Consider the following 24,802-nt stretch of genomic DNA (forward strand, 5'->3'; position numbering starts at 1 on the left):
CCGGGGCTGGGCTATGCTTTCGGGCATGTCTGCCAGTCCCGCCGTTTCCCCTGCACCCGACCCGGCCACTGCCCCGGTGACCGAGGCCGGGCCCCGACCGTTCAAGATCCCTGAATCCGTGCTCGTGGTGATCCACACGCCGGACCTGCAGGTGCTGATGCTGGAACGCGCCGACCGCCCTGGCTTCTGGCAGTGCGTGACCGGCTCCAAGGACCGGCCGGACGAAGCCCTGGACGCCACCGCCCGGCGCGAGGTGCAGGAGGAGACGGGCATCGAGGTCGGCACCCCCGCCGTGCCCCTGGCCGCGCTGCGTGACTGGGCGCTGGCCAATGTCTACGAGATCTATCCCGTCTGGCGCCACCGCTATGCGCCCGGCGTGACCCGCAACACCGAGCACGTCTTCGGCCTCACGGTGCCGGCCGGCACGGCGGTGCGCCTCGCGCCGCGCGAGCACCTGCAGTACCGCTGGCTGCCCTGGCGCGAGGCGGCCGACCTGTGCTTCTCGCCGTCCAACGCCGAGGCCATCCTGCATCTGGCCCGCTTCCATGAGGCCGGCGCGCAGACCTGCCCTGACGAGGAGACCCGCTGATGCGCCCCGGGGGCTTTCGCCATTCCAGCTTCGAGGCCCCGCCCGGCGCGCCCGCGGGCGATGCCGGCCCGGCCCGGCTGAAGGTCGCGACCTACAACATCCACAAGGGCGTGCGCGGCGTCGGGCCGGCCAAGCGCCTGGAGATCCACAACCTCGGCCTGGGCGTCGAGGCCCTGGATGCGGACCTCGTCTTCCTGCAGGAGGTGCGGCACTTCCACCACCGCGAGGCGCGGCAGTTCGACCACACCTTCTTCGGCTGGCCGGACGAGGGGCAGGCGGAGTTCCTCGCCCCGACGGGCTACCAGGTGGCCTACCGCACCAATGCCGTGACGCGCCATGGCGAGCACGGCAACGCGCTGCTGTCCCGCTTTCCGCTGGGGGACATCGGCCACCACGACGTCTCCGATCACCGCTTCGAGCAGCGCGGCCTCCTGCATGTGCCCGTGCGCTGGCAGGGGCAGGAGCTGCACGCCGTCGTCGCGCACCTGGGTCTGATGCACAGCAGCCGTGTGCGCCAGGTGCAGCGGCTGGCCGAGTTCATCGACGCCCACGTGCCGGCCGGCGCGCGGCTGATCGTGGCGGGGGACTTCAACGACTGGGGCGAGCGCCTCGACCCCGCCATGCGCGAGTGCGGTCTGCAGCGCGCGGAGGACCCGGCGGGGCGCCCGCGCCCGGCCACCTTCCCCTCGCGCGTGCCCGTGTTCGCGCTGGACCGCGTCTACACCCGCGGCCTCAGCTGCACCCGGCTGAAGGTGCCGCGGGGCAGCAGCTGGGCCCGCATGTCGGACCACCTGCCGCTGCTGGCCGAACTGGCCCTGGCCTGAGCCATGCCGGCCCCGGGGGACTTCGGCCACCAGCTCACCTGGCACGCGGTGCTCAGGCCGCAGTTCAGCGGCGGCAACGAGGTGCGCCTGCTGCAGGGCGGTGACGCGCTCTTCCCCGCGCAGGAGGCGGCCATCGCAGTGGCGCGGCACGAGGTCTGGCTGGCGACCTACATCTTCCATCACGACGAGGCCGGCGCGTCCCTCGTGGCGGCGCTGCGCGGGGCCGCGGCGCGTGGCGTGCGCGTGCGGGTGGTGGTGGACGGCTTCGGCTCCAAGGCGAGCCTCGGTTGGCTGAAGGAGCAGCTGGACGGCAGCGGCGTGGCGCTGGCCATCTTCCGCCCGATGGACCGCTGGTGGCGCTGGCTGCAGCCCGGTCAGCTGCGGCGGCTGCACCAGAAGCTGTGCGTCGTCGACGGCGAGCAGGCCTTCGTGGGCGGCATCAACATCATCGGCGACCGCATGGACCTGAACCACGGCGCGCTGGACGAGCCCCGCCTGGACTTCGCCTTCGGCCTGCGCGGCCCCGTGGTCGAGCCGGTGCACCAGGCGGCGCGTGCGGTCTGGACGCGCGCCTGGCTGGGCCGTGACTTCGGCGAGGAGCTGCTGGCCCTGGTGCGCAGCCCCGAGCCCCTGCAGCGCGTGCGCCGGCTCTTCGGCCGCCTGCGCATGCCCGGGCGCGAGCCGGTGGTGGCCGAGCAGGCGCTGCCGCCCGTGGCCGCGGCCTTCGTGCTGCGGGACAACCTCCGCCAGCGCCGCACCATCGAGCGGGCCTACATCGAGGCCATCCGCGGCGCGGAGCAGGCGGTGGACCTCGTCACGCCCTACTTCTATCCCGGCCGCGCCTTCCGCCGCGCGCTGCTCGGGGCGGCCCGGCGCGGCGTGCGCGTGCGCCTGCTGCTGCAGGGCAAGGTGGACTACCGCATCGCCGCGATGGCCGCCCATGCGCTGTATGCCGAGCTGCTGAGCCGCGGCATCGAGATCCACGAGTACACGCAGGCCTTCCTGCATGCCAAGGTCGCCGTCGTGGACGGGCGCTGGGCGACCGTGGGCAGCTCCAACATCGACCCGCTCTCCCTGCTGCTGAACCTCGAGTCCAACGTCGTCGTCGAGGATGAGGCGGTGGCGGGCGAGGTGGAGGCGGCCTTCGAGACGGCGCTGGCGGGCTCGGTGCGCATCGCCGACGAGCGCGCCGTGGGCACCGGCCTGCAGGCCGTGCTGCGGCGCGGGCTGGTGGCCTGGGCGGCGTATGTCTACCTGCGCGTGGCGGGGGCGACGGGGCGGTACTGACACCCCCCGGGCCGCGCGGCGGCGCTCAGGACTTGCAGACGTCCTTGCACTTGAGGCGGATCTTCTCCTCGTCCTTCTCCGTGAGCGGCTTGCCGTCCTTGCCCTCGTCCTTGGCGCGGCGCGTCAGGACCTCGACGCAGCGTTCGTAGCAGGCCTGCGCGTCCCACTCGGCGCTGGCGCTCAGCGCAAAGCTCAGGCAGGCGGTCAGGAGGATGAGGTGCCGGAGGGCGGGGCGCAGGGGTGTCATGGGCATGCGGTTCGTTGAGGGCAGGGCAGGGGGCGCACGAAGCTAGGCGCCGTGTCAGGGTGCGGGCCGCCGGGGGAGCGGCGCGATCAGCGTGTCGATGTCGGCCGGCCGGAATCCGACCAGGTGGCCGCGCCGCGTGACGAGCAGCGGCACGGCGCCGGCGGCCAGGCGCCGGTACTCGCCCAGCGCCTGCGCGTCCGTCGTGAGGTCCAGGTCATTGAAGGCGATGCCGGCCTCCTGCAGATGCCGGCGCGCCGCGGCGCAGGGCGGGCAGCTGCGGGTGCCGTAGAGCGAGACGGCCGCCGCCTTGTCGGCCAGGAGCGGGGCATGGTCGCCCGGGACCACGGCGGACACCGCGCGATTTGCGAGGCGTGCGGCGTACGTCCCGGCGTACTTCCCGGCGAGCCCTGCGAGCCCGAGGGCGGCGAGGCACAGCAGCACCGTCAGCGCCCCGCGGCGCCGCCGTGCGACGGTTGTGCCGGGGTCGCTCACGGCTTGAGCTCCAGCTGCAGGCCCAGACGCGCGAAGCCGGGGCGGCGCACCTGCCGGCGCAGCGACGCCGGCCCGTCCTCCTGCAGCCACTCTTCCGACCGGGCATCCCGCGGCCGCAGATTGCTGGCCTGCAGGCGCAGGCGCAGCTTCGGGCTGAAGGTCCACGCCAGGCTGGCGCCCAGCTCCTCCCGGCGTGAGACGAACAGTCGGCGGTTCTCGCCCGTCTGCGTCCACAGTCCCGGCGTCCAGCTGGCATCCACGCTCCACTCCAGCGGCTGCTGCTTGAGCTTCTGCCTGAGGCCCAGCTTGAGGCTCCAGGGCGACTGCTCGGCCAGATGGTTGTCCGGGCCGCTGAGCGTCTTCAGGCGCGAACGCGCCAGGTTCAGGACTCCGCGCCATTCCAACGGCTGCACGGCCGGTGACCCGGCCGCGAGCTTGCCGCGGGCCTCGATGCTGAGCCCATAGGTCCAGGCTTCGCCCAGGTTGATCGGCCGCTGCACGTAGCGCCCCTCGGGGGCCCAGGGCGTCTGCAGGAGCAGCAGCTCCTGGCCGATCACCTCGTGCAGGCGCCGGCCGAAGGCTTCGAGCGTCCACCGCTGATCGCCGTTCGTCGAGTCAAAGCTCAGGTTCGCACCCTCGGCGACCTCCGGCCGCAACGCCGGATTGCCGACGTTGTCTGCAGTGTCCGGGCTGTTGGGACCGCAGGGCAAGTGCGCGGGGCAGGGGGCCAGCGGGTTCAGCTGCGGTCGCGCGGTGAGCTGGTGGGACTCCGGCGTATTGAAGCTGCGAGCCAGGGAGAGGCGCAGGCGCTGCGCCCCCTGGGCGTCGAGCTTCCACGCGAGGTGGGCGGACGGCGAGCTGATGGCGCTGCGGCTTTGCGAGGACAGCCGCCCGTCGAGCTGCTGCCAGCGGCGCTGTTCATGGCTCAGTCCCAGGTTCAGGGCCCAGCGCGGGCCCAGCGTCCATTCGTCCTGCACAAAGGCCGTCAGGCTCTGGTTGCGGACCTCCCGCTCGGGGCCGAAGAGCGCCAGCGTGGGATCGGTCTGCCCATCCTGCTCCTGGTCCAGCGCCTGGTGCTCCTGCCACTGGAACCACGTCGCGCCGGCCTTGAACTCATGGGCGTCCGTCCAGCTGCCGCTCCAATCCAGCTTGGCGCGCAGCTGATGGCGCCGCGTCTGTTCGGTGCCTGTCCGCAGCATCGGGGGGGCATCGTCCCACGCGTCGGTGCGACGGCTGCGGCGCTCGGTCCGCATCCGGGTGGGGACGAGCTCGAGGTCCAGCTCCTGATCGGACGCCAGGGTGCGATGCCATTTGACGGGCATCTCCAGCATCTGCAGGCGGCCGGAGGCGTCGGTCCGGCTGGTGACGAGGCGGCTGCCAGGCCCAGGGTCGCCGAGCGTGGCGTCGCTGCGGCGATGGCGGGCCAAACCCGTCTGCATGAGGAAGATCGAGGGCGCGGCTTCCCACCGTTCGCTGTCGCTGCGAGGCCAGCTCCAGGTGCTGGCAGCGCTGAGCGAACCGCTGCTGTCCATGCCGCGTTCCTGCGTCTGCTGCAGGCGTTGCGAGGCGGCTGGTGATTCGCGAGACAGGGCCTCCGTCTGCATCACATCCGTCTGGCGCCGGCTCAGGGAGAGGCGGTTGGCGAGGCGCCACGTGGCGCCGTGCGGGCGGAGCGTCTGGCTCGCCGCCAGGTTCATGTCGGCCCCCACGCGGCTGCCGCCGGCGCCCACGCGCCAGCTCTCCTGGCCGCTGCTCAGACCCGAGCGGGTCACCACGTTGATCGTGCCCGCCACGCCATAAGGCCCGAACTCGGCCAGGCTGCCCTTGACGATCTCGATGCGCTCCACGTGCACCAGGTCCATCTCCAGCGGCGGCCGGCCGGCGGGCGGCGGGGCGCCGTTGATCAGGATCTGCGTGTAGCCCGGCAGGCCCAGCAGTCCCACCCGGCCGCTCCCGGAGACGGTGACGCCCGGCTCCTGTTTCAGCAGCTCCTGCACCTGCGTCTGGCCGCTGGCCTCGATGGCCTTGCGCCCGATGACGCGCTTGCCCGCCAGGACATCGCGGCGCTCGGCAGCGTCCTCGGCACGGCCATTGACTTCAACCTTCGGGAGGTCCGGACGGGGGGCGCTCCTCTTGCGCTTGCGCCACGGCGGCCGCCATGAGCAGCCCGTACAGGGACTGCAGCCCTGCAGTGCTTCTAACGGACACGGACTTGTGATGGTATTTTTTCCGGGGCGGCAGTATAGAGCGGCACGCTGGCGCAGATGGGCGGCGCCGGTGCGCGATTGATAGGGGTTTGCACGAGGCTGCGCCCTCAGCGCATGTCAGCGCATCAGCGCATCAGCGCATCAGCACCTGGGCGTCGAAGCGGTACCGCGGCTGCGCAGGGTGGAGCACGCGGCTGTAGCGGCGGAAGTCCAGCTCGGCCAGCCCCTTGCCGTGCCGGGCCAGGTAGCGCCCGGCATCCTGCTTGGAGAAGAGCATGAACATGCCCTGCTGCTGCACCAGGCCGAGGTCCTTGAAGTCCCGGCCGCGGTAGTGATCGTGGATCATCACCAGCGCCCAGGCCCCGCACAGGAAGTGGCCGCCGGCCAGGGCGCTGAGTTCGCCGCGGATGCGCGCCTGCATGGCCTCGGGCGAGGTGTTGATCGCGGAGAAGAGCAGCTGCCGTCCGGGCTCCCGCTGCAGCTGCCGTGCCGATGCCATGGCGCCGAAGGCCATCTGGTCAGAGCCCGTCCAGAGCAGGCGGGCGGTGGGGTAGGCGGACAGCAGCTCCGTCGCGACCTCGGCGGCCAGCTCTTTCCTGAAGTCCCCGAAGCCGACGCGGTCCAGCACGACGTCCGGCTGCTCCGCGACTGCACGCCGCATGCCCTCGGTCCGGGCGATGGAAACGGGCGTGGAGCGGTCCCCGGCAATGGCGATCAGGTGCAGCTTGCCGTCGGGCGCCTGCAGACGGCGGCGGCGTCCCTGCTCGATCAGTGAGCGGGCGGTGAGGTAGCCCGCCTCCTCGGCATGCGGCTCGAGGCTGCCGATCAGCAAGGGCAGCCCGTCGCGCGGGGCCCAGGCCTGGCGCTCCTGCGGCAGCAGGCCGCTGAAGGCCGCGAAGGTCTTGATGCCGGCGGCCGCCAGGATGCGGGCGCTCTCGACGAGCACGCCCTTCTCGTTGGCCACCACGACATAGTCCGGTCGCCGGGCCGGGGGGCGCGCCGCCAGCTCGCGGGCGAGCTGAAGGGCGCGGACGGGGTCGCGCTCGGCGAACTGCTGCTCGAAGGTCTGGCCCAGGCTGCGGGCGGCCTGCTGCATGGCCTCGCCGGCGCTCACCCAGTAGGTTTCGTCATGCAGGCCGGGGTTGATGAAGGCCACGCGCTGGGCATGGGCAGCCAGCGCCGTCAGGCTGCAGACGAACAGGGCAAACAGGGCACGCATGGCATCGGGACAAGGGGAGTCCGGGATTGTCCGCCGCCTGCCGCCTTGAGTTGCATCAAGTTACAGATGCGCGCCCGAGGGGTGCGCCGCACTTCACGAAAAAAGGCCCCGCCCCCCTCAGGCGAGGGGGCGGGGCCGGGGTCAGCCGTTCGGCCGGGTTCAGGGCAGGACGCGCAGCTGGCCGACGCGGCCGGCCAGGGCCGAGAGCTCGCCGCCCTCGACCAGGGCGAAGGCGCGCTCGATGTCCGGCGCCAGGTAGTGGTCCGTGGGCATGGCGCGGCAGTCGCGGCGCACCAGGGCGTGGGCCTGCTCCAGGGCGTCCGAGCTCTTCAGCGGGCGCAGGAACTCGATGCCCTGGGCCGCCGCCAGCAGCTCGATGCCGATGATGTGGGCGGTGTTGTCCAGCATCGGGCCGAGGCGGCGCGCGCCGAAGGTGGCCATCGAGACGTGGTCCTCCTGGTTCGCGCTGGTGGGCAGGGAGTCCACGCTGGCGGGGTGGGCGAGGCTCTTGTTCTCGCTGGCCAGGGCGGCGGCGGTCACGTGGGCGATCATGAAGCCCGAGTTCAGGCCGGCGTTGGCGGTCAGGAAGGGCGGCAGGCGCGAGACGCCGGCGTCGATCAGCATGGCGATGCGACGCTCGGCGATGGCGCCCACCTCGGCGATGGCGCAGGCCAGGGCATCGGCGGCCAGGGCCACCGGCTCGGCGTGGAAGTTGCCGCCCGAGACCATGGTGCTGCTGCCGTCCTCGTTGGCGAAGACCAGCGGGTTGTCGGTCACGGCATTGGCCTCGCGCAGCAGCACGTCACGCACATAGCGGGACTGGTCCAGGCAGGCGCCCATGACCTGGGGCTGGCAGCGCAGGCAGTAGGGGTCCTGCACGCGCTCGTCGCCTTCCTGGTGCGACGCGCGGATGGCGCTGCCGGCCAGCAGCTGGCGATAGGCCTTCGCGGCCTCGATCTGGCCGGGCTGGCCGCGCACCTCGTGGATGCGCGGGTCGAAGGGGCCGTCGCTGCCGCGGGCGGCATCGAGGCTCAGCGCGCCCGACACGACGGCGGCGGCATAGACGGTCTCGAAGCGCAGCAGGCCTTCCAGCGCCAGGGCGGTGGAGGTCTGCGTGCCGTTGATCAGCGCCAGGCCTTCCTTGGCCTGCAGCACCAGCGGCTGCAGACCGGCGGCCAGCAGCGCCTCGCGGGCCGGGCGGCGCTCGCCGTCCACCAGCATCTCGCCTTCACCCAACAGGGCCAGCGTCATGTGCGACAGCGGGGCCAGGTCGCCTGAGGCGCCCACCGAGCCCTGGCTCGGCACATAGGGCACGAGGCCGGCGTTGAAGACATCGATCAGGCTCTGCACGACCTCCTCGCGCACGCCCGAGAAGCCGCGGGCCAGCGAGGCGGCCTTGGTGGCCAGCATCAGGCGCACGACGCCGGGCGCCAGCGGCGCACCGACGCCCACGCAGTGCGAGCGGATCAGGTTGAACTGCAGCGTGGCGAGGTCGTCCTTGCTGATGCGCGTGGAGGCCAGCTTGCCGAAGCCGGTGTTCACGCCATACACGGCGGCATCGCCGGCGGCATGCGCCTGCACGATGGCGGCCGAGCGGCGGATGATCTCCTGTGCAGAGGCATGCAGGGCGATGCGCACGCCGCCCTGGCGGATCTGGCGCAGCTGGTCCAGCGTCAGCTGGCCGGGGGTCAATTCGAGAGTGGTCATGGTTGAAGTGTTCTGTAGATCCGGAGGAAGCCCGGGGTCAGGTCTTGCCTGCCCCGGTCCCATGTGGCCATCGGCCAGTCAGAGCATCGGCATCTTCAGGCCGCGCTCCTTGGCCGCCTGCTTCGCGATGTCGTAGCCGGCGTCGGCATGACGCATCACGCCGGTGCCCGGGTCGTTGTAGAGCACGCGGGCCAGGCGCTGGTCGGCGGCTTCCGTGCCGTCGCAGACGATGACCACACCGCTGTGCTGGGAGAAGCCCATGCCCACGCCGCCGCCGTGGTGCAGCGACACCCAGGTCGCGCCGCCTGCCGTGTTCAGCAGGGCGTTGAGCAGCGGCCAGTCGGAGACGGCGTCGGAGCCGTCCATCATCGATTCCGTCTCGCGGTTGGGGCTGGCGACGGAGCCGCTGTCCAGGTGGTCGCGGCCGATGACGATGGGCGCCTTGAGCTCGCCCTTGCGGACCATCTCGTTGAAGGCCAGGCCGGCGATGTGGCGCTGGCCCAGGCCCAGCCAGCAGATGCGGGCGGGCAGGCCCTGGAAGGCGATGCGCTCGGCGGCCATGTCCAGCCAGCGGTGCACGCGGGTCTCCTCGGGGAAGAGCTCCTTGATCTTGGCGTCGGTCTTGGCGATGTCCTCCGGATCGCCCGAGAGCGCCACCCAGCGGAAGGGGCCGCGGCCCTCGCAGAACTGCGGGCGCACGTAGGCGGGCACGAAGCCGGGGAAGTCGAAGGCGTTCTTCACGCCCTGGTCCAGGGCCACCTGGCGGATGTTGTTGCCGTAGTCGACGGTGGGCACGCCCATGGCCTGGAAGTCCAGCATGGCCTGCACGTGCACGGCGCAGCCGCGGGCGGCGGCGGCCTTCAGCGCGGCGTGCTGCGACGAGTCGGCCGCGGCGGCCTTCCACTGCTCCACGGTCCAGCCGGCGGGCAGGTAGCCGTTGATGAGGTCGTGGGCCGAGGTCTGGTCGGTGACGATGTCGGGCTTGGGCGCGGTGCCGGCCTGCACGCGCTTCACGAGCTCGGGCAGGATCTCGGCGGCATTGCCCAGCAGGGCGATGGAGATGGCCTTCTTCTCGGCGGTGTACTGGCGGATGCGGGCGATGGCGTCGTCGAGGTCCTTGGCCTGCTCGTCCACGTAGCGGGTCTGCAGGCGGAAGTCGATGCGCGACTGCTGGCATTCGATATTCAGCGACACGGCGCCGGCAAAGGTCGCGGCCAGCGGCTGCGCGCCGCCCATGCCGCCCAGGCCGGCGGTGAGCACCCAGCGGCCTTCCAGCGAGCCGCCGTAGTGCTGGCGGCCGGCCTCGGCGAAGGTCTCGTAGGTGCCCTGCACGATGCCCTGCGTGCCGATGTAGATCCAGCTGCCGGCCGTCATCTGGCCGTACATCATCAGGCCCTTGCGGTCCAGCTCGTTGAAGTGCTCCCAGGTGGCCCAGTGCGGCACGAGATTGGAGTTGGCGATCAGCACGCGCGGGGCGTCGGCATGGGTCTTGAACACGCCCACGGGCTTGCCGGACTGCACCAGCAGCGTCTCGTCCTCGTTCAGCTCGCGCAGCGTGGCCAGGATGGCGTCGAAGCACTCCCAGTTGCGCGCGGCCTTGCCGATGCCGCCGTAGACGACGAGCTCCGCCGGGTTCTCGGCGACGACCGGGTCCAGGTTGTTCTGGATCATGCGGAAGGCGGCCTCGGTAAGCCAGCTCTTGCAGTGCAGGGTGGTGCCGGTGGGGGCGCGCACGACGCGTGCTTGTGAGGACATGGGAGTCTCCTGGGTGGGGTCGTTCGATGCCGGCACGCCCATGCGGCCGGGCCTGGAATGTGGCGGACTCTAGTTGTCTATACAAGTAAAGTCAACTACCATCCCGGCCATGGCAAGTCCTGCAGTTCCTGCTTCCAGCGGCCCCGGGCCGCAGTACCTCAAGGTCAAGAACCACCTGCGCGAGGGCATCGCCAGCGGCCGCTGGGTGCCGGGCGACCTGCTGCCGTCCGAGGCCGAGCTCTCGGGCCAGTTCGGCCTCTCCCGCATGACGGTCAACCGCGCGCTGCGCGAGCTGCACCAGGAGGGCCTCGTCGAGCGCGTGCAGGGGGTGGGCAGCTTCGTGGCGCAGATCCACCGCATCTCGTCCACGCTCACGGTGCGTGACGTCCACGACGAGATTGCCGAGCGCGGCCATCGCCACGAGGCCCGCGTGGTGAGCCTCTCCCGCATCAAGGCGGACGAGGCGCAGGCCGCGCTGTTCGGCCTCAGGACCGGCGCCGCGCTGTTCCACAGCCTGATCGTCCATCTGGAGAACGGCGTGCCCATCCAGGTGGAGGACCGCCTCGTGAACCCGGCCTCGGCGCCGGGCTACCTCGAGGTCGACTTCACGCAGACCACGCCCACGCACTACCTGCTCGAGGCGGCGCCGCTGTCGGAGGCGCGCTACACCATCGAGTCCTTGCTGCCGGGCGAGCAGGACGCCAAACTCCTGGGCATCAGCCGGCGCGACCCCTGCCTGGTGGTCAAGCGGATCACCTTCAGCCGCGGTCAGCCCGTCACCCATGTGCGCCTGACCCACCCGGGCTCGCGCTACCTGCTGCAAGGGAGGTTCGAGACATGAGCTGGAGCATCATCTGCGCCGAGGACGTCAGCCCGCAGCGCTGGAAGAACGACGGCGGCTGGACGCGCGAGCTGCTGGCCTGGCCGCGTGCGGCCGACTGGTCCGTGCGTGTCAGCGTGGCCGACATCGAGGCCGACGGCCCCTTCTCGAAGTTCGAGGGCGTGGATCGCTGGTTCGCGGTGCTTCGCGGCGATGGGGTCCGGCTCTACGAGTACGAGCTCCGCACGCAGGACGAGCTGCTGCACTTCGACGGCGCGCTCGGCCCGGACTGCACGCTGATCGGCGGCACCACGCGCGACTTCAACCTGATGCACCGGCGCCGCAGCGGGCGGCTCGTCGTGACGCCCGCGGCCACGGCGATCCGGCCTGAGGGGCGCTGGGTGGGGTTGTTCACCGGCCGCGGCGGGCTGCTCGAGCACGGCGCGCGCGCCATGCCGCTGCGGCCCATGAGCCTCGCCTGGTGCGAGAGCCCGGCCAGCCAGAGCTGCGTGTTCAACGGGGGCGAGGCCGGCGAGGGCCAGGCCTGGTGGATGCAATGGAGCGAGAACGCATGAGCAAGACGACGCTGTGGACCGGAGGCCGGCTGGCCACGATGGCCGACGCCGGCCCGGACGGCTGGGGCTGGATCGAGGACGGCGCGATGCTGTCCCAGGACGGCCGCCTGCTGTGGGTGGGCGCGCGCGCCGACCTGCCGGACGACCTCGCGGGCACGGCGGACCACGTGCAGGAGCTGGCCGGCGCTGTCATCACGCCCGGCCTCATCGACTGCCACACGCACCTGGTCTACGGCGGCCAGCGGGCGCATGAGTTCGAGCTGCGCCTCAAGGGCGTGAGCTACGAGGAGATCAGCCGGGCGGGCGGTGGCATCCGCTCGTCCGTCACGGCCACGCGCGAGGCCAGCGAGCACCAGCTCTACGCACAGGCGGCGCACCGCGCGCTGGCGCTGATGGCGGAGGGCGTGACGACCCTCGAGGTGAAGTCCGGCTACGGCCTCTCCCTGGCGGCCGAGGCCAAGATGCTGCGCGTGGCGCGGCGCCTGGCCGAGCTGGGCCTGGACGTGCGCACGACCTACCTCGGCGCGCACGCCCTGCCGCCCGAGTACCAGGGGCGGGCGGACGACTACATCCAGGCCGTCTGCGACTGGCTGCCCCAGCTCAAGCGCGAGGGGCTGGTGGATGCGGTGGACGCCTTCTGCGAGGGCATCGGCTTCACGCCGGCCCAGACGCGCCGCGTCTTCGAGGCGGCGCAGGCGCTGGGGCTGCCGGTGAAGCTGCATGCCGAGCAGCTGTCGGACCAGGGCGGCACGCCGCTGGCCTGCGAGTTCGGCGCGCTGTCCTGCGATCACCTGGAGTACCTCTCGGCCGAGGGCATCGCCGCCATGAAGGCCAGCGGCACCGTGGCCGTGCTGCTGCCCGGCGCCTACTACTTCCTGCGCGAGACGAAGCTGCCGCCGGTGCAGGCGCTGCGCGAGGCGGGCGTGCCCCTCGCGATCGCCACCGACCACAACCCCGGCACCTCGCCGACGCTGTCCCTGCTGCTGATGCTCAACATGGCCTGCACGCAGTTCCGCCTGACGCCCGAGGAGGCGCTGCGCGGCGTCACCGTGAACGCGGCGCGGGCGCTGGGCCTGCGGGACCGCGGCCAGCTCGTGGCCGGCCAGCGCGCCGACTTCTGCCTGTGGGACATCGAGCATCCCAACGAGCTCGCCTACTACTTCGGCCGCAATCCGCTGCGCCAGGTCGTGCGGGGCGGCGCGCCGCGCGGCGTCGCGCGCCCCTGATCCTCCGCCTTCCTCCGAGCCTCTCCATGACCGCACCCTTCCGACTGCGCCAGGGCCGCACGCCCCTGATCATCTCCATGCCGCATGTGGGCCACGAGATCCCCGAGGACCAGCAGGCGCGCTATGTGCCGCGCGCGCTCGACAGCGAGGACACGGACTGGCACCTCGAACGGCTCTACGGCGAGATCGCCGAGGCGCTCGGCGCCAGCCTGATCGTGCCGCGCTACTCGCGCTACCTCATCGACCTGAACCGGCCGCCCGAGGACACGCCCATGTATCCCGGCGCGTCCAACACCGAGCTGTGCCCGACGCGCTTCTTCACCGGCGAGCCGCTCTACCAGGACGGGCAGGCGCCGGACGCGGCCGAGAAGGACCGCCGCCGCCAGCGCTACTGGCTGCCCTACCACCGCGCGCTCACGGCGGAGATGAACCGGGTGAAGCGCCTCCACGGCTTCGCGCTGCTCTTCGATGCGCACAGCATCCGCTCCGAGCTGCCCTGGCTCTTCGAGGGCCGGCTGCCGGACCTCAACCTCGGCACCGCCGAGGGCCGCAGCTGTGATGCCGCCATCACCGCCTCGCTCGGCGCCGTGCAGGCCGCGCAGCAGGACTACACGCAGGTCGTGAACGGCCGCTTCAAGGGCGGCTTCATCACCCGCCACTACGGCCAGCCGGCGCAAGGCTGGCACGCGGTGCAGCTGGAGATGTGCCAGTCCTGCTACATGGACGAAGCCCCGCCCTATGCCTACGACGAGGCACGGGCGGCGCGCGTGCAGCCGCTGCTGCGCACGCTGCTGTCGACCTACCTGCAGTGGAAGCCCGCGGCATGAGCGCCGGCACCCTGTTCTTCGCCCCGCAGGCCTGGGTGGATGGCCGCTGGCAGTCCGACGTGCGGCTGCGCGTGGACGACCGCGGCCACTGGGCCGCCGTGGAGGCCGGCCCGCCGTGCCCGCCCGAGGCCGTTCGCCTGGCCGGGCCGGTGCTGCCCAGTCTCGTGGATGCCCACAGCCATGCCTTCCAGCGCGCCTTCGCCGGCCTCGCCGAGCAGCGGGACAGCGACAGCGACGACTTCTGGTCCTGGCGCGACCGCATGTACGGCGTGGCCCTGCGCACCACGCCGGCGCAGCTGCAGGCCATCGCGGCACAGCTCTACCTGGAGCTGCTGCGGGGCGGCTACACGCAGGTCTGCGAGTTCCACTACCTGCAGCACACGCCCGACGGCAGCGCCTATCCGGACGAGCTCGCCATGAGTTGGGCCCTGGCGGACGCCGCGGCCGAGACGGGGCTGGGCCTCACGATGCTGCCGGTGCTCTATGCCCATGCCGGCTTCGCACACCCCGCCCTGCGCGAGGACCAGCGCCGCTTCCGCACCGATGCCGCCTGGGTCTGGCACGCCAGCCAGCGCCTCCATGCGGCCGGGCGCCCGCTGCTCAATGCGGGCGTTGCACTGCATTCGCTGCGGGCCGCCCACGCCGAGGACCTCCGGGCGCTGCAGGCGCTGGTCGGTGACGAGGACCGGCCCATCCACATCCACATCAGCGAGCAGCAGGCCGAGGTGCGGGACTGCCTGGCCGCGACCGGGCGCCGGCCCATGGCCTACCTCTGTGAGGATTTCCGGCCCGACGCGCGCTGGCACCTGGTGCATGCGACCCACAGCACGCCTGAGGAAATCGCCGCCGTCGCCGCCAGCGGTGCGAGCGCGGTGATCTGCCCGACGACCGAGGCCAATCTGGGCGACGGTCTCTGCGACCTGCGCGGCTGGCTCGCGGCGGGCGTGCCGCTGAGCCTGGGCTCGGACAGCCATGTCGGCCGCGGCTGGGTGGAGGAGCTGCGCTGGCTCGAGTACGGCCAGCGCCTGGGCCTGCAGCAGCGCAATGTCGCGGCGCAGCCCGGCGTGCAGCCGTCCACGGCGGCCCGCCTGTTCGAGGCCGTGCGCCGGGGCAGCGCGGCGCCTGCCGGCCTGCGCCAGTGGGGGCTGGAGGTGGGCGCCCGTGCCGACTTCCTCGTGCTCGACCCGGCCGCCTCCGGCCTGCGGGGTCTGCCCGCCGCGGCCACGCTCGATGGCCTGGTCTTCGCCAGCCAGGGCGAGGTGCTGCAGTCGGTCTATGTCGCCGGGCAGCGGCGCCTGCACCAGGGGCAGCATGAGCGCCAGGCCGTGATCGGCGAACGCTTTGAAGCGGCCATGGCGGAACTTTGGCGCAAGACGTGACCCCCTTGTCTGCGACAGCTCGCTTGTAAGCCGGCCCCGAGGCCGCTACGCTCGGGATTCCCATGATCGCCTAGGGGATTCCATGCTGTCGCTCAGGAATTACACGATCCGCGTCCGCTTGTACGTGCTTGCCATCCTGGCCGTGGTGGCCATGCTGGTGATAGGAGGCAACGGCCTCTGGAGCCTCGCCAGCGCCAAGCAGCAGTTCCGGCACTACGTCGGCAACGACGTCGAGACCCTCACGCAGCTGGCCAGCGTGCGCGCCGGCATCGGCAATCTGCGGCGCTACGAGAAGGACCTGCTGATCAACCTCCAGGACGCCAAGGCGGTGAGCAAGTACCGCGGCGAATGGGAGGAGACCTTCGGCAAGGTGGCGAAGGGTCTGGACGCCATCGAGCGGCTCGACATCGCCCCGGCGGTGAAGAAGATGCCCGCGGAGATGCGCAAGTCGCTCGGCGACTACCGCAGCGGCTTCCAGGGCATCATCGAGCGCATCCAGAAGGGCGAGTTCCCCGACACCGCCACGGCCAACCGCGCCACCGAGCCCATCAAGGCGCCGGTCCGCGCCCTCGACCAGCAGTTGGGCGAGATGACGAAGCTGGTCGACCAGCACGGCGAGGAGGAGGTGGTCCGCCTCGACCGCGAGGAGCAGCACATCCGCATGGCACTGACCGGTGTGATGCTGGTGAGCATCCTCATCATCGGCACCTACACCCTCTTCAACATCCGCTCCATCCTCGAGCCCCTCAGCATCGCCGTGAGCACGACGGAGCGCATCGCCCGCCAGGACCTGAGCCAGTCCATCCGCGTGAACGGCGCCGACGAGACCGCGCAGATGATGCAGGGCGTGAGCGGCATGCAGGAGGCGATCCGCGACGTGGTCTCGGGCGTGCGCAGCGCGACGGACAGCATCGCGACGGCGTCCAAGGAGGTGGCGGCCGGCAGCCATGACCTGAGCCATCGCACCGAGCAGGCGGCCTCGAACCTCGAGGAGACGGCCTCCGCGATGGAGGAGCTGACGGCCAGCGTGCGGCACAACGCGGACTCGGCCCGCCAGGCCAATGCGCTGGCGCAGGAGGCCTCGGCGGTGGCCGAGCGCGGCGGCACGGTGGTGGGCGAGGTGGTGGCGACGATGGACCGCATCAGCGCCTCCTCGCGCAAGATCAGCGACATCATCTCCGTGATCGACGGCATCGCCTTCCAGACCAACATCCTCGCGCTGAACGCGGCCGTCGAGGCGGCGCGCGCGGGCGAGCAGGGCCGGGGCTTCGCGGTGGTGGCGGCCGAGGTCCGCAACCTGGCGCAGCGCAGCGCCGAGGCGGCCAAGGAGATCAAGGGCCTCATCACCAGCAGCACCGAGAGCGTGGAATCAGGGGCGGCGCTGGTGGCGCATGCGGGCCAGACCATGCAGGAGATCACCGCCGCCATCGGGCGCGTGAGCCACATCGTCAGCGAGATCAGCCACGCCACGTCCGAGCAGAGTTCGGGTATCAACCAGATCGGCACGGCCATCTCCCAGCTGGACCAGATGACGCAGCAGAACGCGGCGCTGGTCGAGCAGTCCGCCGCCGCGGCGCAGAGCCTGCAGCACCAGGCGGACGAGCTGGCGCAGACGGTGTCGGTGTTCAAGCTGGCCTGAACGCCGCGCGGCGGGTCCCCGCCGGCGCGGGGTCAGTCCTTGCCTGCCGCCCGCCGCACGAAGGCGCGCAGCTCCTGCGCCATGCGCTCGCGGCCGAGGCGCTCGATGTACATCATGTGGCCGGCCTCGTAGTAGCTGACCTGCACGCGGTCCTGCTGCGCCTCCCGCAGCCCGAGGTGGGACAGGCTGTAGTCGCCCGCGGCGTGGGGCGTCGCGAGATCGTAGTAGCCGCTGGCCACATAGACCTGCAGTGAAGGGTTCGCCTGCATGGTGCGGCGCAGGGCGTCGCCGGCGGCGACGTAGCGGTTCTCGTAGCCCTTCCAGCCCCAGGTCTTGTACAGCGGTGCGTGGACGAGGTAGGGCGCATCGCTCTGGTAGCCGAGCTGCTCGCGCAGCAGGCGGTTGATGCCCACCGCGTAGGCGCCGGTGAGGTTGTTCATGCTGGGGTCGTCCTGCGCGTGCTCGCCGGCATCGTCACGGTCCTGGCCCGTGAAGCGGGCATCGATGCGGCCGACGGTGAGACCGCGCTCGCGCAGCAGCTCCTTGAAGAAGCGGTTGTCCTCGATGCGCAGGCCGCAGCGCTGCACGAAGGCCGGGCTCAGGCCGGTGAGCCGTGCCAGCGCCGCGCCGATGCGCGTGCGGGCCGCGGCGTCCAGGCGGCTGCCCTGCATGAGGGCGCTCCAGTACGCCCCCATCGCGAAGCGCTCGGCCTCCGCGACGACCTCCTTCAGCGGGCGCTGCTGCAGCGCCGCGGGCAGGGCCTGGTGGTACCACGCGGTGGCGGCATAGCCCGGCACGAAGAGCGCGTAGGGCAGGTCGTTGCCGTGGTCGAAGGACAGCGTCTGGTAGTCCAGCGCCATGGAGACGAGCATCACGCCGTTGAGGTCGACGTCATGGCGCTCCTGCAGCAGGCGCGCCAGGCCGGCGGCGCGCGTGGTGCCGTAGCTCTCGCCGATGAGGAACTTGGGGCTGGCCCAGCGGCCGTGGCGGCTGAGGTAGAGGCGGATGAACTCGGCGACGGCGTCCTGGTCCCGCTGGTAGTCGTGAAACTCGCTGCCCTTCTCGCCGGGGTTCATGCGGGAGTAGCCGGTGCCGACGGGGTCGATGAAGACGAGGTCCGACTCGAGCAGCAGGCTGGCGTCGTTGTCGCACAGGGCGTAGGGCGGGGCGCCGCAGTGGCCGAGGTCGTCACAGGCCACGCGCCGCGGGCCCAGCAGGCCCAGGTGCAGCCAGACGCTGCTGGAGCCGGGGCCGCCGTTGAAGCAGAAGGTGAGCGGGCGCTCGTGGGTCGGGGCGTCGCTGAGGGTGTAGGCGATGTAGAAGAGCTGGGCCTGGGCCTTGTCCTCCTGGACCTTGCCCTGCTCGTCGGTGCGCTGGGCCTCGCGCAGCGTGAGCGAGCCGACGGTGGCCTCGTAGCGCAGCGGGCGCCCCGCCAGCGTCGTCTCGTGCGGGGTCCGGACCAGGACTTCCGGGATGTCCGTGGCCGCCGCCATGGGTCGTGCCTCTGGGGCCGCAGCTTGGGAACTGACCATGCGCTCTCCCTCTACGCAATGCCGATAAAGTCGCGAGCATGCCGACTTCCGCGACCCCTGAAATCCCGCTCTTGCTGGGGCTTGACTTCTCATCCACCCCCAGCCGCCGCAAGCCCGTGGTGCTGGCCTGCGGGGAACGGCGCGGCGCCATTGTGCGCCTGCACGGCCTTGAACGATTCGCCGAGCTGGCGGCACTGCGTGAGCGTCTGTGTCAGGAGCCCGCCTGGCTCGGCGGCTTCGACCTGCCTTTCGGCCTGCCCCGCGAACTTGTGCAGAGCCTGGGCTGGCCGCAGCAGTGGCCGGCGCTGATGGACCATTTCTGCGCCCAGCCGCGCAGCGAGCTGAAGGCGCAGTTCAAGGCCTTCATGGCGCCCCGGCCCGCGGGCGGCAAGTTCGCCCATCGCGCCTGCGACGGACCGGCCGGCGCCTCGCCCAGCATGAAGTGGGTCAACCCGCCGGTGGCCTGGATGATGCATGCCGGCGTGCCCGTGCTGCGCGCCGCCGAGGCCACGTTTCCGGGGCTGTGCGCCGGGCAGCCGGCGCGGGTGGCGCTGGAGGCCTATCCGGGCTTGCTGGCTCGCGAGCTGATCCAGCGGCGCTCCTACAAGAGCGACGACACGGCCCGGCAGACGCCCGAGCGCCTGATCGCGCGCAAGGACCTCGTGGAGGCGCTGGAGCAGGGCAGGAGCCGCCTGGGCCTGCGGCTGAAGCTGAGCCATGCGCAGCGGGACGCGCTCGTCGACGACGCCAGCGGCGATGCGCTGGACGCTGTCCTGTGTCTCGTGCAGGCGGCGTGGGCGAGTGGGCAGCCGGGCTACGGCCTGCCCAAGGAGATCGATCCGGTGGAGGGCTGGATCGTCAGTGCCTGAACCGGCGAGCGTCCGGCGTGGTGCGGGCATGAGGCCGCGGCGCCACGCCTGCTCGCATCACTTGCGCATCAGCGTGGACTTGCCGAACAGCGATTCGATCAGGTCCACCGCCAGCGTGGCGGTCCGGTTCTTCTCGTCCAGGGCGGGGTTGAGCTCCATCACGTCGAGGGAGCTGAGACGGCCGGTGTCGGCAATCATCTCCATGCACAGCTGGGCCTCGCGGTAGGTCGGGCCGCCGGGCACGGTGGTGCCGACGCCCGGGGCGATCGAGGGGTCGAGGAAGTCGACGTCGAAGCTCACGTGCAGGTGGGTGTTGGCGTCCAGCGTGGCCAGGGCCAGCTCCATGGTGTGGCGCATGCCCATCTCGTCGATGTAGCGCATGTCGAAGACCTCGAGCTCCTGCTCATGCACGAAGCGCTTCTCGCCCGCGTCCACGCTGCGGATGCCGATCTGGCGCACCCATTTCGGGCTGATGGCCGGGTGCTCCTTGCTGAAGCCGCCGATCTCGATCAGCTCCTTGGGGCCGAAGCCCGCCAGACAGGCGACGGGCATGCCGTGGATGTTGCCGCTGGGGGTGAGCTCGCTGGTGTTGAAGTCGGCATGCGCGTCCAGCCACAGCACGCGCAGCTTCTTGCCCTGCTCCTTGCAGTGGCGGGCCACGGCGCTGATCGAGCCCAGGCCCAGGCAGTGGTCGCCGCCGAGCAGGATGGGCATGCGGCCGGTCTTCAGCTCCGCGTACACGGCGTCGTGCACCGCGCGGTTCCAGGCCGCGACCTCCTGCAGGTGGCGGTAGCCGTCCACCGGCGGCAGCCAGGGGTTGTAGGGGCCGGTGAGGTTGCCACGGTCCACCACCTGCACGCCATGGCTCTCGAGCGTGGGGCCGATATTGGCCACGCGCAGGGCTTCGGGGCCCATGCTGGCGCCGCGGGCGCCGGCGCCGATGTCGGTGGGCGCGCCGATGAGGGAGACGTTGCGCAGAGTGGTCATGGCATCCTCTTCTGGGGGGTCAGTCGTGGGGGGTGAGGTCGTACTCCGACTCGAGCAAGGCCCAGGCCTCCTCGGCGGAGTCGACGAAATGGAAGAGCTGCTCGTCGCCGAGGCTGATCATGCCGGTCTCGATCAGCAGCTCGAAGTTGATCAGGCGGGACCAGAAGTCGCGCCCGAACATCAGGATGGGGCGGCGGCGGCACTTGCCGGTCTGGATGAGGGTAAGCGCCTCGAAAAGCTCGTCCAGCGTGCCGAAGCCGCCGGGGAAGCACACCAGCGCCACGGAGCGCATCAGGAAGTGCATCTTGCGCAGCGCGAAATAGTGGAAGCGGAAGCACAGCTCCGGCGTGATGTAGGGGTTGGGGTGCTGCTCGTGCGGCAGCACGATGTTCAGGCCGATGCTCTTGCCGCCGACTTCATGCGCCCCGCGGTTGCCCGCTTCCATGATGCCCGGGCCGCCGCCCGTCACCACGTAGATCGGATTGCCGCGCGTCATGCTCTCGCGCGTCACGATGCTGGCAAAGCGGCGGGCTTCCTCGTAGTAGCGGCTCATCTGCAGCTGCATCTGCGCCTTGCCGAGTGTGGCGGCATCGCCCAGGGCCTGCGCCTCGCTCAGGCGGAGCTCGGCCGTGGCCTGATCCGGGATGCGGGCGCTGCCGAACATGACGATGGTGGCCTTGATGCCTTGCTCCTGCTGCACCAGCTCGGGCTTGAGCAGCTCCAGCTGCATGCGCACCGGGCGCAGCTCGTCGCGGAGCATGAAATCGTCGTCGGTGAAGGCGAGGCGGTAGGCGCTGCCGGGGCCGTCGTAGTCCGGTGCCGGGCGTGCCTGGACCTGTCGGGCTTCGTCCTTGGCCGAGGGGAAATTGCGGGCGGTGAGTTTGTTCTTGTGCTTGCTCATGCGGTCTCCCAAGGGGGCGGCGCGGGCTGAACTGTAGTGCAGCCGGGTGGAAATTTTGTTTCCTGTATTGCCGCGATTGAATGGATTTGTTGTGTGAGAAGTGGTTTATGCAGACTTGCAGCACGCACATTCGGGGTCGCGCTGCAAGAGAATCTCGCTCCAGCGCATCTGGCGGGCGTCCAGCATCTGCAGGCGGCCCGCCAGGGAGCCGGGCAGGCCGGCCAGCAGCTTCAGGCCTTCCGCCGCCTGCTGGCTGCCGATGATGCCCACCAGGGGCGCGAAGACGCCCATCAGCGCGCAGCGCACCTCCTCGAACTGCGCATCCGGCGGGAACACGCAGGCATAGCAGGGCGTCTGCCCGGAGCGGCTGTCGTAGACGCTGATCTGCCCGTCGAAGCCCACCGCGGCCCCGGAGACGAGCGGCTTGCGGTGCTTCACGCAGGCCGCGTTGACGGCGTGGCGCGTGGCGAAGTTGTCGGAGCAGTCCAGCACCACGTCGGCCGATTGCACGAGGGCGTCCAGCCGCGCCTCGTCCACCTTTTCCTGCAGGGCCTGGACATTCAGTTCGGGGTTGATCGCCTTCAGCGTGAGCGCCGCCGACGCGACCTTGGGCTGCCCGATGCGGTCCTGCCGGTGCACGATCTGGCGCTGCAGGTTCGTGAGGTCCACGGTGTCGTGGTCCACCAGGGTCAGGGTGCCGACGCCGGCCGTGGCCAGGTACAGGGCGACCGGGGAGCCCAGGCCGCCGGCGCCGATCACCAGCGCATGCCCGGCCAGGATCCGGGCCTGCCCCTCGACGCCGATCTCGTCGAGCAGGATGTGCCGCGAGTAGCGCAGCAGCTGTTCGTCATTCATGGGGCAAGCATAGCGCCCTGCCCGGGCCGCCTTGCAAAGAAAAAGACCCGCCGGCAGGGCCAGGCGGGTCGTGCGGGGCGCGGGCCCTGCGAGCGGCTTATTCGCCGGTCTTGGCCTCGGCCTTGCGCTCGGTGGCCGTCTTGGACGCGATCACGGGCTTGCCCTTGAGCTGGTTGAGGGCCTGCTGCAGCGGGAAGTCCTCGGCCGAGCCGAACTCGGGCAGCGGCTTGATCGAGTCCTTGTTCTTGGCGTACTCGGCTTCCAGCTTGGCGCGGGCTTCCTCGCGGGCCTTGGCGCGGGCGTCGTCCTTGTCCTCGGGGCCGTTCTGCAGATGCTTCTCCAGATCGGCCTCGCGCATGCGCAGGGCGGCGAAGACATTGCCCTCGGCGGTCTCGTCCAGCATGACGTCGGGCACGATGCCCTTGGCCTGGATCGAGCGGCCGCTCGGGGTGTAGTAGCGCGCGGTCGTGATCTTCAGTGCCGTTTCCGGGCTGAGCTGGCGCACGGTCTGCACCGAACCCTTGCCGAAGGTCTGGGCGCCCATGATGACGGCCCGCTTGTGGTCCTGCAGCGCGCCGGCCACGATCTCGCTGGCCGAGGCCGAGCCTTCGTTGACCAGCACCACCAGCGGGATGTTCTTGAGCGAATCGGGCAGCTTCTTCAGCGGGTCGGAGCCGCCGCGGCGCAGGTAGTACTCCGGATTGGCCTTGAAGCTGGCCTTGGACTCGGCGATCTGGCCGTTGGTCGAGACCACCTCGACGTCCTTGGGCAGGAAGGCGGAGGACACCGCCACGGCGCCTTCCAGCAGGCCGCCCGGGTCGTTGCGCAGGTCGAGCACCAGGCCCTTGAGCTTGGGATCCTGCTTGTAGATCTCCTCGACCTTCTTGACGAAGTCGTCGACCGTGCGGTCCTGGAACTGGCTCAGGCGCACCCAGGCGTAGCCGGGCTCGACGACCTTGCCGCGCACGCTCACCACCTTGATCTCCTCGCGGGTGATCGTCACGGGGAAGGAGCGGTTCTCCAGCTTGCGGAAGATGGTCAGCTGCACCTTGGTGGCGGGCTCGCCGCGCATGCGCTTCACGGCCTGGTCGAGGGTCAGGCCCTTGACGGCGGTGTCGTCGATGCGGGTGATGAGGTCGCCGCTCTTGAGGCCGGCGCGGAAGGCAGGCGAGCCCTCGATCGGCGAGACGATCTTGACCAGGCCGTCTTCCATGCCGATCTCGATGCCCACGCCGACGAACTTGCCGGAGGTGCCTTCACGGAATTCCTTGAAGCTCTTCTTGTCGAAGAACTGCGAATGCGGGTCCAGGCCGGAGACCATGCCGGCGATGGCGTCGTTGATCAGCTTCTTCTCGTCGACGGGCTCGACGTAGTCGGACTTGACCATGCCGAACACGGCGGCCAGCTGCTGCATCTCTTCCAGGGGCAGCGGCGAGAGGCTGCTCCTGGCGTTCGCCTGCAATTGCATGGTGGTCAGGGCCCCTGCCACGGCCCCGAGGGCCACCCATCCGGCGACTTTCAGTTTGGCACTCATGATGCGAGTGTTTCCTATCAGTGAGATCCAGTCAGTTCACCGCGCCTTGCGGGCGCAGCGCCCCATGAGGGGACGTTTCAAGTATAGGTCCCGCCCTGCATGCGACCGCAGGATGAGTCCGCTCCGAAACGCCTGTTTCAGGGGTTTACGCCGCCTGTGACGTGGGCTGCGCGCGACGGAGGCCTCCTGCCGACCGTCCTTCGACCGGCGGACTGCTGACTTGCCAGCAGCCATGGGGCTTTGCGCGCGCCGTCCGCGACCGGCTCGACGGCTTGGGACCCATGGTGCGCCCGGCCCGGGCGCTGTGCGGAAAGTCAGGGGAGGGCGAGCGTTGAAAACCGCACGCGCCGGGCGCGCTCAGCGCGGTCCGAGGGTGCCCACCGGGCCGGGCGGGCAGGCGCCGGCAGGATGCGTCCCAGCGCCGGTGACAGGAGGGGCCCTCGTCCTTCAGCTCCCGCATCGGGCGGCGGACGCGCCGGCCGCGCCGCTCCAGCAGCGCCCGCCGTGTGTCTCGCGCCGCCGTGCCTACCCAGCGAAGCCCGGCCAGGCCTGCGAGCGGCCGGTGGTCCGGCCGCGGGGCGGTGCCTCACCGGGAGCCGTACTTGAAGCGCCCGTGGAGCTTGTGGGTTGCCTCGACGCCCCGGGCCGCCACAAGAACGACCAGCGTGGACAGCAGGATGTTGCCGCCGCCGAGGTCGTCGCCCAGGCGGTTCATGACCGTCGTGATGAAGCCGAGGCAGGCGCAGATCATCGCGATGACCGCGGCCGAGCGGCTCCAGGTGCTGCGGATGAAGTGGGCGCACAGCGCAAAGATCACGGCGTCCACCAGGATCCAGGGCGTCAGCAGCAGGCCGGCCACCGTCTGGAGGGCTGCCACCACGAAGAAGGCCCGCGCGCAGTCGCGCGCCGCCTGTTCTGCATCCTCGCGCGTGCGCATGGGGGCCAGCAGGCCGCCTCTTCTTGTGTCTCCGGCCATGCCGGTCTCCCTCGATCTTCTGGCAAAGCTCGCGTTGTACGCGAGTGTGAGGGCGGGATCATCCGGGAAACCGAGTGCCGGCGGGAACGCGCCGTCACGGGCCTGGCCGGCGCGCCGAAGGGCGCCCCCGCCGGGGCCACCGCGCCGGACGGCCGCTCGCTTGGCGGCGTGCGTCAGGGTCGGTTGACGGATGTCTGTGGGGCTGCGGCGGGAGAGACTGGTCCCTCCGACAGGAATCGAACCTGTATTTGCCGCTTAGGAGGCGGCCGTTCTATCCATTGAACTACGGAGAGCACCGGCTTCACCGGGGGAAGCCCTGGGAAGCGGCGCGGATTGTCGCACGACTGGCTGCGGG

22 protein-coding genes and 1 tRNA gene are annotated in these 24,802 nt (G+C 70.9%); 10 read left to right on the forward strand and 13 right to left on the reverse strand.

Annotation, left to right across the window (positions count from 1 at the left end; translation table 11 throughout):
* The first annotated feature begins 25 nt into the window (after nucleotides 1-25).
* The 3 genes from nudB to clsB are packed head-to-tail and all read left to right on the forward strand — an operon-like array spanning nucleotide 26 to nucleotide 2,700.
* On the forward strand, nucleotides 26-589 hold the full coding sequence (nudB, locus tag QRD43_RS13825) for a dihydroneopterin triphosphate diphosphatase (RefSeq protein ID WP_434063876.1): 564 nt from the start codon (nucleotides 26-28) through the stop codon (nucleotides 587-589).
* Entirely contained in the window at nucleotides 589-1,413 is an 825-nt protein-coding gene (locus QRD43_RS13830) for an endonuclease/exonuclease/phosphatase family protein (protein ID WP_285983051.1), read from the forward strand. The genes nudB and QRD43_RS13830 overlap by 1 nt, the downstream gene beginning before the upstream one ends.
* A gap of 3 nt (nucleotides 1,414-1,416) precedes the next feature.
* Nucleotides 1,417-2,700 (forward strand): cardiolipin synthase ClsB, encoded by a 1,284-nt coding sequence (gene clsB / locus QRD43_RS13835; RefSeq protein WP_285983052.1) that lies wholly within the window; start codon nucleotides 1,417-1,419, stop codon nucleotides 2,698-2,700.
* Between the two features lie 25 nt (nucleotides 2,701-2,725).
* On the opposite strand, the gene QRD43_RS13840 is transcribed toward clsB, so the two are convergent.
* From QRD43_RS13840 to hutU, 6 genes are all read right to left on the reverse strand, one after another.
* The gene (locus tag QRD43_RS13840; RefSeq protein WP_285983053.1) at nucleotides 2,726-2,953 is read right to left on the reverse strand and encodes a hypothetical protein; all 228 of its coding nucleotides are present in this window, start codon (nucleotides 2,951-2,953) and stop codon (nucleotides 2,726-2,728) included.
* A 48-nt stretch (nucleotides 2,954-3,001) separates the two neighbouring features.
* Entirely contained in the window at nucleotides 3,002-3,439 is a 438-nt protein-coding gene (locus tag QRD43_RS13845; protein WP_285983054.1) for a glutaredoxin family protein, read from the reverse strand.
* Nucleotides 3,436-5,757: a TonB-dependent receptor plug domain-containing protein gene (locus QRD43_RS13850; protein WP_342399042.1), complete on the reverse strand. Its 2,322-nt coding sequence runs from the start codon at nucleotides 5,755-5,757 to the stop codon at nucleotides 3,436-3,438. Before QRD43_RS13850 ends, QRD43_RS13845 begins: the two co-directional genes overlap by 4 nt.
* A 22-nt stretch (nucleotides 5,758-5,779) precedes the next feature.
* Nucleotides 5,780-6,865 carry an ABC transporter substrate-binding protein gene (locus QRD43_RS13855; RefSeq protein WP_285983055.1) on the reverse strand — a complete coding sequence of 362 codons (1,086 nt, stop codon included), beginning with the start codon at nucleotides 6,863-6,865 and terminating at the stop codon, nucleotides 5,780-5,782.
* 159 nt (nucleotides 6,866-7,024) lie between these two features.
* Nucleotides 7,025-8,572 (reverse strand): histidine ammonia-lyase, encoded by a 1,548-nt coding sequence (gene hutH, locus QRD43_RS13860; RefSeq protein WP_285983056.1) that lies wholly within the window; start codon nucleotides 8,570-8,572, stop codon nucleotides 7,025-7,027.
* Between the two features lie 78 nt (nucleotides 8,573-8,650).
* Complete coding sequence (gene hutU / locus QRD43_RS13865; RefSeq protein WP_434063877.1) at nucleotides 8,651-10,369, reverse strand: urocanate hydratase; 1,719 nt, start codon at nucleotides 10,367-10,369, stop codon at nucleotides 8,651-8,653.
* Between the two features lie 67 nt (nucleotides 10,370-10,436).
* Here hutU and hutC point away from each other — a divergent pair, with 67 nt between their 5' ends.
* From hutC to QRD43_RS13895, 6 genes are all read left to right on the forward strand, one after another.
* Nucleotides 10,437-11,168, forward strand: coding sequence for a histidine utilization transcriptional repressor HutC (hutC, locus tag QRD43_RS13870; protein ID WP_285983058.1), 732 nt, complete (start codon nucleotides 10,437-10,439; stop codon nucleotides 11,166-11,168).
* Nucleotides 11,165-11,722, forward strand: a complete 558-nt coding sequence (locus QRD43_RS13875; RefSeq protein WP_285983059.1) for a HutD/Ves family protein — start codon at nucleotides 11,165-11,167, stop codon at nucleotides 11,720-11,722. The genes hutC and QRD43_RS13875 overlap by 4 nt, the downstream gene beginning before the upstream one ends.
* Nucleotides 11,719-12,948: an imidazolonepropionase gene (gene hutI, locus QRD43_RS13880; RefSeq protein ID WP_434063878.1), complete on the forward strand. Its 1,230-nt coding sequence runs from the start codon at nucleotides 11,719-11,721 to the stop codon at nucleotides 12,946-12,948. The genes QRD43_RS13875 and hutI overlap by 4 nt, the downstream gene beginning before the upstream one ends.
* A 26-nt stretch (nucleotides 12,949-12,974) precedes the next feature.
* On the forward strand, nucleotides 12,975-13,775 hold the full coding sequence (hutG, locus tag QRD43_RS13885) for an N-formylglutamate deformylase (protein ID WP_285983060.1): 801 nt from the start codon (nucleotides 12,975-12,977) through the stop codon (nucleotides 13,773-13,775).
* Nucleotides 13,772-15,154 carry a formimidoylglutamate deiminase gene (locus tag QRD43_RS13890; protein ID WP_285983061.1) on the forward strand — a complete coding sequence of 461 codons (1,383 nt, stop codon included), beginning with the start codon at nucleotides 13,772-13,774 and terminating at the stop codon, nucleotides 15,152-15,154. Before hutG ends, QRD43_RS13890 begins: the two co-directional genes overlap by 4 nt.
* Nucleotides 15,155-15,236: 82 nt before the next feature.
* Nucleotides 15,237-16,793 carry a methyl-accepting chemotaxis protein gene (locus tag QRD43_RS13895; RefSeq protein ID WP_285983062.1) on the forward strand — a complete coding sequence of 519 codons (1,557 nt, stop codon included), beginning with the start codon at nucleotides 15,237-15,239 and terminating at the stop codon, nucleotides 16,791-16,793.
* 32 nt (nucleotides 16,794-16,825) lie between these two features.
* Here the strand turns inward: QRD43_RS13895 and QRD43_RS13900 are convergent, their stop codons facing one another.
* Complete coding sequence (locus QRD43_RS13900; RefSeq protein ID WP_285983063.1) at nucleotides 16,826-18,325, reverse strand: S10 family peptidase; 1,500 nt, start codon at nucleotides 18,323-18,325, stop codon at nucleotides 16,826-16,828.
* A gap of 38 nt (nucleotides 18,326-18,363) precedes the next feature.
* Between QRD43_RS13900 and QRD43_RS13905 the strand changes: the two genes are divergently transcribed.
* The gene (locus tag QRD43_RS13905) at nucleotides 18,364-19,194 is read left to right on the forward strand and encodes a DUF429 domain-containing protein (RefSeq protein WP_285983064.1); all 831 of its coding nucleotides are present in this window, start codon (nucleotides 18,364-18,366) and stop codon (nucleotides 19,192-19,194) included.
* A gap of 57 nt (nucleotides 19,195-19,251) precedes the next feature.
* On the opposite strand, the gene rocF is transcribed toward QRD43_RS13905, so the two are convergent.
* The 6 genes from rocF to QRD43_RS13935 all read right to left on the reverse strand — a co-directional run bounded on the left by rocF (nucleotide 19,252) and on the right by QRD43_RS13935 (nucleotide 24,740).
* The gene (gene rocF, locus QRD43_RS13910; RefSeq protein ID WP_285983065.1) at nucleotides 19,252-20,181 is read right to left on the reverse strand and encodes an arginase; all 930 of its coding nucleotides are present in this window, start codon (nucleotides 20,179-20,181) and stop codon (nucleotides 19,252-19,254) included.
* Between the two features lie 19 nt (nucleotides 20,182-20,200).
* Entirely contained in the window at nucleotides 20,201-21,082 is an 882-nt protein-coding gene (locus tag QRD43_RS13915; protein ID WP_285983066.1) for an LOG family protein, read from the reverse strand.
* Nucleotides 21,083-21,187: 105 nt separating this feature from the next.
* The gene (locus tag QRD43_RS13920; protein WP_285983067.1) at nucleotides 21,188-21,937 is read right to left on the reverse strand and encodes a HesA/MoeB/ThiF family protein; all 750 of its coding nucleotides are present in this window, start codon (nucleotides 21,935-21,937) and stop codon (nucleotides 21,188-21,190) included.
* A 97-nt stretch (nucleotides 21,938-22,034) separates the two neighbouring features.
* Nucleotides 22,035-23,471, reverse strand: coding sequence for a S41 family peptidase (locus QRD43_RS13925; RefSeq protein WP_285983068.1), 1,437 nt, complete (start codon nucleotides 23,469-23,471; stop codon nucleotides 22,035-22,037).
* 586 nt (nucleotides 23,472-24,057) lie between these two features.
* Nucleotides 24,058-24,447: a hypothetical protein gene (locus QRD43_RS13930; RefSeq protein ID WP_285983069.1), complete on the reverse strand. Its 390-nt coding sequence runs from the start codon at nucleotides 24,445-24,447 to the stop codon at nucleotides 24,058-24,060.
* 218 nt (nucleotides 24,448-24,665) lie between these two features.
* Nucleotides 24,666-24,740, reverse strand: a tRNA-Arg gene (locus QRD43_RS13935).
* Nucleotides 24,741-24,802 lie beyond the last annotated feature (62 nt).

The sequence above is a fragment of the Roseateles subflavus genome (assembly GCF_030285365.1).
In the GTDB taxonomy this organism is placed as follows: domain Bacteria; phylum Pseudomonadota; class Gammaproteobacteria; order Burkholderiales; family Burkholderiaceae_C; genus Roseateles_B; species Roseateles_B subflavus.